Source organism: Bacillus sp. RCC_6_1 (assembly GCF_041360755.1).
In the GTDB taxonomy this organism is placed as follows: domain Bacteria; phylum Bacillota; class Bacilli; order Bacillales; family Bacillaceae_G; genus Bacillus_A; species Bacillus_A cereus.
In genome coordinates this window covers 81,850-94,785 of sequence record NZ_JBFUPV010000007.1, presented here as the reverse complement: position 1 = coordinate 94,785, position 12,936 = coordinate 81,850, and the positions used below count along the sequence as shown (strand labels likewise).

Genomic DNA, 12,936 nt, shown 5'->3' with positions numbered 1-12,936 from the left:
TTATTATGTGATGAAGGGGAGAGATTATAATATACTAAGCTGTAGCTCTTAAAGGGTTTAACATGGCTCAAAGCGAACTTCTCCATATTTAACTGAAAGGGTTAATTCGATGATTATTAGAGAAGGTATTGAAGTCACTAAAATAACTTTAGATGGTTATGAATTACCGATTCCAGAAGGATTTTCTGAGTCCTTACTTCGTGCTGGATATTGGCGAGTTGGTGAAAAAGTAGAAAAGATTAATCGTGAGGAAATTCTAGCGAATTATGATGGGAAAGTTGTTCTGAAAGATGGTGAATTACAAACCATACTAACTTACAAAGGAAAGAAAAAAGTTAAAAAATCATGAATGAAAGAGGGAATCTTATAGAAAGAAAAAAACGAACATATTAGATAATCCACCAAGCGAGGAAACAGCACTAAAAATAGCGGAATTTTTTATGAGAACTTTGGTACCTCTTATATTGGCGGAAATGAAAGCCACAGAAGTAGCTAAAAAGAAAGAAGATAAAAAGGAAGTAATGTAATAAGTTAAATTTTCTATATATTAATAACCTTATGTGGTAATATTCACAACATAAGGAGGGGGCAAAGTGTTAATTTTCACATCGATTATTTCAGTAGCTACATTAATTGTATCAATCTATAATGGTAGAACATTAAACAAAAATAAAGAAAAAGATCGTAGGATTGCTGTAGAATTATCAGAGAAGAGACGAATGCAAAATGACTTGTTTGAGCATATTACAAAAGTTCTTGATCTTGGCAGAAGATGTCTCGAAGAAACGGATGAAAACGAAAAACAAAAGATGAAATTTGAATTACTAAATCATAAACCTTTTATTTGGATTAATTTAGATAGGAAAAATCATTTTCAGAAAGATTTAAGAACGAGATGTAATCTATATATTATGTCGTGTGCTGATTTTGTAGAATCATCGAAAGAGGAAGCAAAGAATAATTATAAGCAGGCTTCTAATCAACATAGGAACCGTATATGGGTTTTAATTGATAATTATATTGAGGAAGAAAATAAATCAATTGAAAAATTAATGTAGTCACATTCAAAGAGTGTGGCTTTTTATTATATTCTGGATATATAAGTCTGTTAAAAGTCTATCCCTGATAACATTTGCCCACGCTTATTCATCGAAAAAGTTCCCCCAAAAACCTCCCCAAAATCATTAATTTTATTTAAATTATTTTACAAACCATAAGAATAGTAAAAAACCCTAGAAAAGGCGTTATAATAACGTTTCTAGGGTTTTTAATACTAGTATCTACAAAGCGATTTAATTAACGAGAGTAATACTCTACACATATCCTTACCTCAAAACTATATTTATTTATCGTCTAAATTCATTATATAGGATCTTACAGTTTGTAATAAGAACCCTTCTTGGACAATATCGGCATCCGTGGCCATATGAATGATTTTTTATTTTAATTTATGTTCTGTATGAAAAGGGAATGGTTCCGCGTTAATTTTAAAAAAATATCTTTTACATATGAGGAATATTGATCCTGTTTTCATATAGACATCCCATTAATTATTATTGTTATTACATCCTTGCGACAATTAATTAAACGTCAAAATATTTCGAACATGTACCGCATTAATTGTAGGGTTATCATTTTAAGATATTTTATTTTTACTAATCATATAACTGAATATCATCAAATACGATTTAAAAGCTAAATAAAAAATATTTTTTATTTAGCTGAAGTTTTATACCAAAAGTTATTACAACTTTTAGTTATGAATTTTACAATGTTAATATATTTAATCTATTAAGCGTAATACTATAGAATTATTATAGAAAGATTATATAGTTAAGATAAAGTTTATTTAAAACATGGTTTTACTATATTGTAAACTAGGAGTTGTACTTTAGGAAATTTGAGGGAAGAGGGACACAGGTTGTAGAATCTATTTTATAAGTAAATAATTAAGTTCAATTCTACATTAAATCCTTGTTTAACGTAACCAACAATTGTAGGAATCTAAAATTTCTATTTATATCCATCGAGAGAGAGTCTTTATATACCAATTATAGAAGGATTTAAATTATGTATTTTTTACATAATAAAATCAAATTTAAAACGAATAATAAATAGCTGAATAAAGTATGTAAAGGGATAAAAGTTCAACAATGCAAAATTGCTGAACTTTTATCCCTTATTCTTTCCTATTCTGCCTAAACTATCTTTAATAGTTGTTTCCCCAAGTTGTGTATATAGCAAAGCTGTATCTTGACTCGTATGCCCAAGTTGCTGCATCACTTGTAACGAGTCTTTTTCTTCCATATATAATTTATTTGCCAATGTATGTCTTAATTTATGAGGAGACATTCTTTTACCGTAGGCCTTAGTATATTTTTCTACGATATCTTGGATAGCCCTAACCGAAAGAGGCTGTGCAGTATGTTTATACTTCGATAAAAACACATTTTTTAATTCTTTCCCTGGAGCATATTTGTTATCTCGAATTTCCATATATTTTTCTAGATCATTTAATGCAATTGGGGTAATCCATACAGAATCTTCTTTGTTTCCTTTTCGGATTACATCAATGAGTCTTTCTTTTAAGTTTATATCTTCCATACGAAGATCCGCCAATTCACTTACACGAATGCCACTGCCAAGAAAAAGGGAGAGGATTGCTACGTCGCGATCTTTATCTCTTAGGAAATAGAACAACTGATGTTTTGTTAAAGATTTTTCGTGCTCATACTTAACGTAATTTAGAAACTCTTGATCATCATTATTATGAAATATTTTAGATCTCATACGTTTTGCACGGGCATTTAATGTTTCTTTATCTTTATGTATTTCAATTTTAGCCATTACATTTCTATAAAAATAACATTCTCCATCTTCGTTCTCTGACAGGGAGGTAAGGTATTTAAATAAAGATTTTAAGGCTGAAATTTTCCTGTTAACAGAAGAATTCTGCATGTTCTGTTGTAGTTTTAGAAATCTCATAAAGTTTTCAACATCTTTTTTCTTTAAATTCTCCAAATCAGCGAAGGATATGTCTTTAATGGGTTTTAATTCAATAACTTGTTCAGATAATAGCCAATTAAAGAAGACTCTAAAATCATATACATAATTGAGTAGAGTAGAGGGAGAGGCATCATGCAATTCTTTGTACTCCACAAATTCTTCTATGTAAAAGGGCATTTCATTTAGATTTTCGTATAATTTTTTACGATGTACGGATTTTTGACGTTGCTTGCTGTAGTCCATAAAAATCACCTCATATATAATATAACAGAAAACATAAGCGAACACAAGTTCGCGTTAAATTCAATTTTTACACAAACTTATTTACATAATTAAATTATGAAATACTAAAATACATTCAAAATTGAATGGTATAGTTGTAGTTAGTCAAATAAAAATTATAGCTATCTAAGTAATAAATTTGTATAAGACCATAAAAATTATTGTAAAAACTACATATAAATGTATGTAAAATAAAACAATTTTTATATATAAATTGATACAAAAAATCAATAAATGAAAACAGCTTAAAATTCGTTATCTAACATGAATTGGCTAATTTAATCATGATTATGAGGGGTTAATTAGATCAATATAAGAAAAAATCCTATATATTAAAAGATAATTTACTATAAAAATTTTTAACGAATAGTTTAGTATTTACTGATTTCCATATAAAATATGAATTATATAGACACATACCAATATACGGAGATTCATGCTACGGAGCTCGAAACCCCTAAATACTGTATTAGATTTGTATTTATCCATCTTATTGTTCGTAAAATTGGTATTTCGTGCGAACTTGGTGTTTGCTGTTTGTTTTTAGAATTAATAATCACACCCTTCTATTATTAACTAATGGCCTAGAGTGTTTACTATATCGGTACATTTTTATAAGTTACACTTTCACTTAACCTTTTCTAATATTATTCATACGTTAATTTTGAAAAGCTCATTATTTAAACAAAAAGTTTATTACAGAAACAACCAGCTTTTTTTAAATAAGGATGTAGAAAATCGAATCTTCTCTGATTCCAATTATTCTCTCTTTATATTAAAAATACCCTATAGAATAGATTATTCTATAGGGTATTTTTTCATATGAATTCTCTTATATTGAATTTGCCTTATACGAAAGAAAAAACACTTTTATATAGTATAACTTCTTATTTATTAAGATATTTTATTAAAGATCGCCATTTGTTTTAACTAGTTTGTCTTCAACGATTCTAACCATTGAACCATTTGCAACTTCATTTCTTATTTGACTACTATATTGATTAATACTCCAGAAATAATTGTTGTAAGCAATTGTTCTACCAACTTCATTATTATACAAGTCCATTTCCTTATCAACGCCACTAGAATATTACTCATGGGCATCTGTCCAAACTTTTGCTCTTGCAACACCCACATCACGACCTTTAATAGCACCTAATTCTTTAGCAAGGGCTGCACTCCAAAAAAAGTGCCTAAAAGCATCACCATTTCCTTGATAAAGAGTTGAGTTGCTGTGGTATTTCTCTGAAGTTGTCTTCGCTTAAACGGAACAAGCCCCATAAATATCTTTTTATTATTGTACCTATAACAAATTATATACTAGCAGCCCTCCATCAAGATATTATTTAGAAACAATATTAAAATAACAAATATTTTCTATACGTGGATTCCATGTTTTATCACTTTATACATATAAAAAATCCTACAATACTATACTTCTATCCTCCTACTTTTCCTTTATTATCTCAACTTTCATACTGTGGAACCATATATGTCCCTCACCTTTTAGGGTTAATCCCACAGATAGACGTTTAACATCAATAGGGATATCTACAATTATCGAATATTCTTTCCAACTATCTTTTTCTTTAATTGAATCACATTCTAATGATTTCATTTCCCATAAATCATTAGGCTTTTCACCCCTTATCCATAAGTCTGCGTACTCCTGAATAGATTTAGTTCTAATCATTCCAGACAATTTAATTCTTTCCCCTAAATATAAATTTTTATTTAGAAAGCAAAATACTACACCATATCCTTCTATACTTTGTATCGAATGCAAATAATGGACAAATTTATTTATTCCATTGATATCAAACGTATTATATAAAAAGTAATTACTAGGTGTCTTACCTCCAAGCATCCATTCTGTCAAAAAATTTTCATTCATAATCTCCATCCTCCACATCTATTATACTTACTACTACAATACCATTTACTTTATATATTCTTTTTGATTTTTTTTGCTAAAATTATTCCTTTAGCATACATGCGCACTTTCCCGCTGCAATCGCCACCTATTATTATTCCGTTAATATTAAGGCGTGGCGGTTGCCAGAACTTATTTAAAGTCTTTATCCTTTCTCCTTAGAGATTCCTTGACTAGGAGTAGTTACATTGCTAGCTGCTCTTTTTTTATATTTGTACTATCATGACTTGTTCTGTACTCTTTTTTGAATTGTAGATAGGATGATTGCCTATTTAAATCGGAATGTAAAATTCCAAATAGGACCAGGTTGCAAGATGTGTTTCAACCTAAAAATAGCAATTACACACTTAAGCCCGAACTTCACCCAAAATTCTTTATTCTGTCTGGTTTCCAGTCATAAGGGTGTTGTTCATTCAAACAGTATGATAGGAGGTTATTACTTTTACTTAACATAGATATTTTGTTTTCATGTTATATCTAGATTATCTATACTCTCTGGTGTTATCTCAACAATATGTTTAACCATATCATATATACAGGCGTTTCTTTACTATGTTCACACAAACTATCTAATGTTGTATCAACGTAAGACGCTCCGAACTTCGCCTAAGATATTGACTTATAGAATTTCTTTACGTCTTCCCTAGCCGTTCATATCACCCACCACTCCTTGTACTAAGAGGAAGTAATTTGTATAACTCCACCTTATATTAATTCCTAAATTACTTATTGTTTATATTTTTAAATTGTTATATAATATTTAATATCTTTACTTATATGCGATTAGATACATCGGAATTAGAAAAAGGGATCTTTCGAGATTCCTTTTTCAATTTAAAATAAAAAAGAAGCGAATTCGCTATCTATCCATCTTCCCCGCCTCCCATTGATTACTTTATATTATTTAAATACATCCTCCTCATTTAAATCTTTTTATTCAAATGTTATAATTATAAATGCCCACTATCATTTTGAATCGAGGTGACAACCATGAGAAGTTTTGGTTCATTATTGATTTCTACTATCTTTTCAACAATTCTTTTAGTTTGGAATTCCCTTTCTTTCTATCCTGGATTCACAACAGGACATACATACTACTGGGTTAACGGAATCATATCCTTAATTTTCCTTCTATTCTTTATCCTAAACATACGAGATATTATCAAAAAAAACTACAGAATGCCTGGAAAATAAGAGTTGATACATATGTGGAAAAAGATTAATAATTATAAGTTTCCTCTAAAATATTTGAAATTTATGACTTGGTTCTTCCCAATTATCGGTTTATTATACGCTTATGAATTCTTCTCTGCTCTAATGTTCCACCATGAGGTTCGTTGTCTCAAGTTAATATGCATGACAATAATGATTATAGGATTTATTGATATTAGAAAGAAGCTTAAAAAGAAAGATTCTAGAGCGGCATGAATCAACAAAAACTCTTGAACTCATTTCTAGTATTCACATTATTTTTTCGGGACTTACTTAATTAAGGCATTATCAGGCGAACCTGCAGATCTGCAGGCTTTTTTGTAAAGTAAAAAAGCATCCTCTATCTAGATGCTTTTCATTCTCTTTTTCTAAATAATAACAAGACCATACACGATGCAGCCTCCCCCTAATAATATGAAAAGTTGTGGAAAATTAAAATCTAAGGAAATAAGGTCGACAAGATATTCGAAAGTTAACCCAACCTTTTCTTTTAAACTTCCACCTTCTACTTCCCTAATTTCATAAATGAAGGTCAAGCAAATAATAAATATCCCTAAACCTATTAAGTATATACCCAAAATTAATACATCCTTTTTTATCTGATATTAACATAAAAGAATATATAATATGAGAAATCATTTTTTAAATATAAAATAGCGGTGGATTTTCTACTTTAATTTCTACATAACCCATTTTTCTTTTTCCTTCTTATAAAGAACTTTACGATTTACACCAGTAACTTCACACTTTATATCTATTTTCTTTGCGATTAACAGGCAGCTCAAAAACGTGCTCCATTTTAGGGTTTTTATCACCGTACTTTTTAGGCATTCTCTTATATACGCAAGTTGTTTAGCAAGGTCTATCCATTCTCGTTAGCGCATCTTAATTTTGTATTCGCTTGTTTTGATAATTATTTATCCACATATTATTTATTTCTTTGCTTCCATACTCCATTTTCTTTACGATAAGTATTCTTGCCATCCATAAAGTCAGCTGTATTACCCGGAATGCTATATTTCTTATTTTTTTTCTTAGCTTTCTTCTTCAACCTCTTCTCTTCTTGAACAGCTTGTAAATCCGCCTTCCATTGTTTCAACAAATCCTTTTCACGTCGCATCGAATTTGTACCCCTTGGTTTAAAATGTGTACCAAATAATTAGATTCTACCTATTTATATAGAATCCTTTAATCAAAATTTCCATTTCGTTCAAATTCACGTTTAATATGTATTTTCTATGTAACTGAGAAAAAAGCACCCGTTATGGATCCTTTCCTTATCTTACCTGCACAATTCCATTGTCATCTTTGCTACTGCCCCCGTTACCAACGCTAAAATCATGCACAATGTAGAAATGAACCACAAAATTTTTTTCATCGTATTCCTCCCTCTCTTTTTGTTTTTCTTCCCTTACATCATAATGGGATTGGAATCATTGTTGGGAAAACTATCGATTTCTATGATTTAGCAAAGATTTATGTTTAAATCCATTGCCTAACGCCTCTACTCTTTCAAACAGGATTTTTATGATATGTATGCAGGATTCCCTCTTACATGTACCGAAACCTCAATAGGGAAACATTCCACTAATTACCATACTCATTTTATACCATTACATTTTGGAGGTTAAACAGGATGAAAAAAAAGAAATTACAAAAATCAGCACTTTCTTTTGCCTTACTCTTTTCTTTAGGTGCTTCTTCTTTCTCACTTACAACAAAGATTCATGCAGATACACAAGAGGTACAAACTGCAGAAAAGAAACCAGTCTCTTTAACGGAGCGTACGTCTTTATTTTTTGAATATCTCCAGCAAGATAAATATTCAGAGGCACTCCAATTGACGTCTGCTGCTTTTCAATCCAAATTTACGGCAAACATATTACAAAGTTGGTGGACACAAAGTGGAGGAAGTAGGATTACAAGTATGGGAACACCTGTTATACAAGAACGAAACTTGGTCCATCAAACAGTTGAAGTTCCAGGAGCTATCGAAGGAACTACTATTCCATTACTCCTTAAATTCACGCCTGGTGGCAAAGTTGATGAAATTGGCGTAAGGACTGGGCCAGAGAAATCTTATACCATCCCAAATCCTAGCTATGACCGACCTGATTCCTACCAAGAACGTGAAATCGTAATTGGAAATGCTACATACCCGTTACCAGCAACATTAACGGTTCCAAAACATACACCTGGCGAACAAGTACCTATTGTTGTACTTGTTCACGGTTCTGGTCCGCAAGATCGTGACAGTACATTTATGGGAGCTAAAATCTTTAGAGACCTTGCAGCTGGTCTTTCATCAAGCGGTATCGCAGTGTTACGTTACGAGAAACGTTCCTTAGAACACGGTTTTAAAATGACTGCAGAACCTGTTACGTTAGACCGAGATACTACAGATGATGCCATCTATGCAGCAAAATCAGCAGCACAGCAGGAAGGTATTGACCCAGATAACATCTTCATTCTCGGACATAGCCAAGGTGCTGGCACCATGCCACGTATACTAAGCAAAGCACCTTCATCACTTGTAAGAGGAAGTATATTAATGGCACCACCTGCACGCCCTTTTACTGACATGCTCCTTGATCAGTATCAGTACCTTGGGGCACCAAAGGAGTATATTGATGAACTAAAAAAACAATTCGCTTATATTGAGGATCCTACTTTTAATCCAGATCACCCACCAGCCGGTTATAATTATCTTTCTCCACATTTCATGTATGATGTGACCCGTTGGCATCCAGTTGAGGAAGCGAAATCACGAAAAGAGCCATTACTGATTCTACAAGGCTCACGTGATTATCAAGTAACAGTAAAAGAAGAGTTTACGAGATGGCAAGAAGGTCTTTCAAGTCGCAGTAATGTTCAGTTTAAAGAATATCCGAAATTGAATCACCTCTTCACGGAGGGCGACGGTGAATTAAGTCACCCTAGTGAATACGAAGTCCCTTCAAATGTTCCAGCGTATGTCATCCAGGACATCGCTACATGGATCAATGCGACAAAGAAATAAAAAAAACAACAAAAGCCATCATGCAATTATCATTGCGTGATGGCTTTTGTGATACTAATGATTCCATAAACGTGATACTGACATATCTTTTATTCTCTTTATTGTTTCAACAGAGCAAAAAAGATGCCACCTCTTTTGAGAGAAGGTTCAGATTCTAAAATATATCCAATTTCATCATTTTCTCGGTCGGAAGTATGCTGATTAATTTGGAAACTGCCTGTTGATTTTTTGTAACCATTAAACTATGTCATTTATGGCCGGTTACATCACTTCGATATTAAATAACGTCCCCAACATTCCCTTCTAATGCTTTCAGACTATAAGTCTCATAAGTTGGTACTCTAGAAGACCAGTAAGTGTAGAAGTTTTCAACTACAGTCCAAGTATGAGAGGTTTTAAGTACTACACGATTTCTATTCGCATTAACAGCTTATGAAACGAAATTCGTGCAATCTTCCCCGTCATTCCAATGCTGTAATTGCCAAATCTAGGATTTCGTCCCTTTGCTCATCATACTGCATAACTAGCAGCTGCACTTCCATTTATATTAAAAAATAATACTATGCTTGTTGCGAGAGGTAAAAACAAACGTACGTTCCAATGTGATGTACTCGCTAGCAGGTAGAGTCATAATCTAATTTCTACACGTAATGTATTTATTATCTTTTGTGTTTGTTTGCAAGTAAGTACATCCTAGACTTGATATTTTCACAGCTCTTATTGGCTTCACATCTTGCTATCTCTGGTCCATCAGTGCAAGAATACGAGATTTATTTCGATATGTAAGAATGCATATTATTTCTCTTGGATGTTATGATATACTCTCTTTGTGAGCTGATACAATATTTCTTTAGATTGGAAAACTAAAACCTCATTAACCCAAGTTGGGGGCGCCTTATGGCGTCTTTTTTTAGGTTCGACTACTAGTCTTCTAGAACAATTTATTTCTTCTTTATTATTAGATCATTTTATTATCAATCTTTTTTATTAATAAAACTATATTTCAAATCCTGATTATTTAATCGTGTACTTGCATATTAAAAAAATAAATCCCTTTGTTTGTCTTAAACAAATATTCTTCATAACAGCATGCATAATAACCTCCTGGATCTAAGTTAATCCAATAAACTTCTTCTGGTTCTTGTTTGAATACATTTAATAACTGCTCTATTACATATTCCTTCGAAGTCGATCCATTTAAATCATATCCGTGTGGTATTTTCCCAAACCAATAAGACTCCCCATTGGTATATTGGCAAATTAGGAATTCTTTTTTCCATTCTTTCAATTGTATGAGTTCTAATGTGTCATTACTAGTAGCGTGTGTCGCCTTTTTGGCAAGTTCAAAAATATTATCCTTTTTATTTTCTGACATAATACTAAGCCCATAATAATTACTTACATATTCGTCTGCATTTATTGCAGCAAAATCGCTTAAGATTTTATTAATTGTATTCATTTTTTACTCCTTTTAAATGTTGTTTTCAAATAATGTTTGTTCAAAACCTCTTATCAACTCACATTATATGACTCATCCCTTTTATTTGCGGTTATTTAGATTCTTTCTTAAAAACCAATTTATTGTAATATTACTTTACTATATTCTTTACTTAGTCTCTCAGATGTTTCTACCCATAAGTTACCTGCTTCTGTTATAACCTCTATAGCTTTATTTGAATTTTTAGGGTTTGGTTTCTTTACATAGTCTATTTGATATTGAAAACCAGTACTGTACATCTGCATAGCTCTATCAATATCTTTATGCACCTCTGCGAACTCTTTTGGTACTTTTAACTCTCTAGCTTGTACTGACAAGTCTATTGATTCTTCTGCTAATTTTAAATACTTATACTTGCTATGTAATGGAAGGTCTTCTCCTATAAGTAAATTATCCATCTCAGTTACCTTGTCTTCCATCTCTAAAGCTATGTCTGAAAGAGTGTTAATATATTCTTCTATTGAATAGTTACCTACATCTACAGGTTTAACTTTATCTATCTTACTTTTTGATTCTGCCTTACTTTCTTCTAGTGGTTTGCTTTCTGACTTGATGTTTACTTTATCAAAGGAACAAGCACCAAACAATAATAGGATCGGTACAGTAAAACCTATTAGTTTCTTAATCTTCATTTCTCCTACTCCTTGAATGATAGTTTATTGATGCGGAAAACAGGTTACCTATTAACGAGTAACCTGTTAATATCCCTTGTATAAATGACTATTTGCGTCTCTCTGCTGTTACTGTATTACCTTTTTTCGTGTCTACAATCTTTAGATAACCATTCTTAAATTCTTCAACTCTGTAGTCTACTGCTACTTCCATGTATTTTGCATCTACCGTCTTACCGTCTTTTACAAACTCTTTTGGTATAAATGTAATTTCCTTCTTACTTCCATTGTAGTGCCATGTTCCTGTCATATGATTGTCTTCGTAAGAAGTCTTTCCTGAATCATCGTACATCGTGTATGTACCATCTTCTCTCAAGTTTAATCCTGTGTGGAATACAGATTCCCTGTAATTACCCCATTCTCCGAATAACTCTTTACCGTCTGATGCTATTTGTATGGAATCATTAGACTGAGAAGTTGTAGAACTATTAGATTTGTTTGGAAAAGGGTTAACTTTATCTTTTATAGCACCTTGAATTGGCTCAGAACCAGTCTTCCAGAGTTCAGTACCTTGTCTGATTAACTCTTTAAACTCTTTCGACTTCTCTTCATACTTAACTAAATCTTTTGAATCTGACTTGATTATCTCAGCTTGTAGCTTGTATGCTTTACTGTAACAATCTACTGCTTTTACAAGGTCTTTGTGAGTATCTTGATACTCTTTGGGTGGTTCTACCTTGTCAAATTTAACAATAACCTTCTGTAACTCAGCTTCTTCTTTTAGAAACTCTTTCTGAACTGCCTTAATATCTTTAGAAGTGTTTACAGCTACCTCAGTTATCTTTATAACCTGCTTCATTAACTCAGATGATAACTCTGACATATGAGCTGGATACTTCTCTTTAGTTAACTTCTCCTTAGTCTCTACTTTAGATTCAACTTTTTCTTTCGGCTTTGCTTCTGTTTTATCAGTTCCACAACCTATTAACAACATAAATGGTACTGCTAATGTGACTAGTTTCTTTGCTTTCATTATGTATGCTCCCCTTAGGAATTATTGTAATTAATTAACATATTTTACCGTAACATAAATTATATAAATAAGATATGAAGTTTTCTCATCCTTAAGAAAAATTTCAAATGTTTTAACAATATGAAGACATGTATTACGGTTGTAGAAAATCCCACTCCTTATGCTTTTTGAAAAAATCCCCTAGAACTAATAATTTATCCAAAAAATCTCAACTTCTATATTTCCTTATTTAAAGGAGATCATTGAATTAGATGGGGATTTTCTGTACCTGATCGTGCAGAATATGTATATCAAGAAGAGCATAAGAATTATGAATACAATGGATCATGCTTTTTGAACGGT

12 protein-coding genes and 1 pseudogene are annotated in these 12,936 nt (G+C 31.7%); 5 read left to right on the top strand and 8 right to left on the bottom strand.

Translation table 11 applies throughout. From position 1 onward, the window contains the following. Positions 1-109: 109 nt before the first annotated feature. Both AB6801_RS19770 and AB6801_RS19765 read left to right on the top strand, forming a co-directional pair. Positions 110-349, top strand: coding sequence for a hypothetical protein (locus tag AB6801_RS19770; protein ID WP_000586753.1), 240 nt, complete (start codon positions 110-112; stop codon positions 347-349). 244 nt (positions 350-593) lie between these two features. Further along, on the top strand, positions 594-1,058 hold the full coding sequence (locus AB6801_RS19765) for a hypothetical protein (RefSeq protein ID WP_098781631.1): 465 nt from the start codon (positions 594-596) through the stop codon (positions 1,056-1,058). 1,114 nt (positions 1,059-2,172) lie between these two features. On the opposite strand, the gene xerS is transcribed toward AB6801_RS19765, so the two are convergent. From xerS to AB6801_RS19745, 4 genes and pseudogenes are all read right to left on the bottom strand, one after another. After that, positions 2,173-3,249 (bottom strand): tyrosine recombinase XerS, encoded by a 1,077-nt coding sequence (gene xerS, locus AB6801_RS19760; RefSeq protein ID WP_086412521.1) that lies wholly within the window; start codon positions 3,247-3,249, stop codon positions 2,173-2,175. A 946-nt stretch (positions 3,250-4,195) separates the two neighbouring features. Then, a complete protein-coding gene (locus AB6801_RS19755; protein WP_370941142.1) occupies positions 4,196-4,354 on the bottom strand; it encodes a hypothetical protein in 159 nt (52 codons plus the stop codon). Positions 4,355-4,378: 24 nt separating this feature from the next. Beyond that, positions 4,379-4,483: pseudogene (locus tag AB6801_RS19750) on the bottom strand (DUF6973 domain-containing protein); the annotation flags it as partial. Positions 4,484-4,735: 252 nt separating this feature from the next. Further along, positions 4,736-5,182 (bottom strand): AraC family transcriptional regulator, encoded by a 447-nt coding sequence (locus tag AB6801_RS19745; protein ID WP_370941141.1) that lies wholly within the window; start codon positions 5,180-5,182, stop codon positions 4,736-4,738. A 1,029-nt stretch (positions 5,183-6,211) separates the two neighbouring features. Between AB6801_RS19745 and AB6801_RS19740 the strand changes: the two genes are divergently transcribed. Both AB6801_RS19740 and AB6801_RS19735 read left to right on the top strand, forming a co-directional pair. Further along, a complete protein-coding gene (locus AB6801_RS19740; protein WP_370941140.1) occupies positions 6,212-6,415 on the top strand; it encodes a hypothetical protein in 204 nt (67 codons plus the stop codon). A gap of 12 nt (positions 6,416-6,427) precedes the next feature. Continuing rightward, positions 6,428-6,649, top strand: coding sequence for a hypothetical protein (locus AB6801_RS19735; RefSeq protein WP_370941139.1), 222 nt, complete (start codon positions 6,428-6,430; stop codon positions 6,647-6,649). 712 nt (positions 6,650-7,361) lie between these two features. On the opposite strand, the gene AB6801_RS19730 is transcribed toward AB6801_RS19735, so the two are convergent. Further along, complete coding sequence (locus AB6801_RS19730) at positions 7,362-7,553, bottom strand: hypothetical protein (protein WP_001250601.1); 192 nt, start codon at positions 7,551-7,553, stop codon at positions 7,362-7,364. A 516-nt stretch (positions 7,554-8,069) separates the two neighbouring features. Between AB6801_RS19730 and AB6801_RS19725 the strand changes: the two genes are divergently transcribed. Then, complete coding sequence (locus AB6801_RS19725; RefSeq protein WP_370941138.1) at positions 8,070-9,452, top strand: alpha/beta hydrolase family protein; 1,383 nt, start codon at positions 8,070-8,072, stop codon at positions 9,450-9,452. A 1,018-nt stretch (positions 9,453-10,470) separates the two neighbouring features. Here AB6801_RS19725 and AB6801_RS19720 read toward each other — a convergent pair. The 3 genes from AB6801_RS19720 to AB6801_RS19710 all read right to left on the bottom strand — a co-directional run bounded on the left by AB6801_RS19720 (position 10,471) and on the right by AB6801_RS19710 (position 12,594). Beyond that, positions 10,471-10,911, bottom strand: a complete 441-nt coding sequence (locus AB6801_RS19720; RefSeq protein ID WP_016078416.1) for a hypothetical protein — start codon at positions 10,909-10,911, stop codon at positions 10,471-10,473. A 119-nt stretch (positions 10,912-11,030) separates the two neighbouring features. Further along, on the bottom strand, positions 11,031-11,582 hold the full coding sequence (locus AB6801_RS19715; RefSeq protein WP_370941137.1) for a hypothetical protein: 552 nt from the start codon (positions 11,580-11,582) through the stop codon (positions 11,031-11,033). Between the two features lie 88 nt (positions 11,583-11,670). After that, positions 11,671-12,594 (bottom strand): DUF3994 domain-containing protein, encoded by a 924-nt coding sequence (locus AB6801_RS19710; protein WP_206906075.1) that lies wholly within the window; start codon positions 12,592-12,594, stop codon positions 11,671-11,673. Positions 12,595-12,936 lie beyond the last annotated feature (342 nt).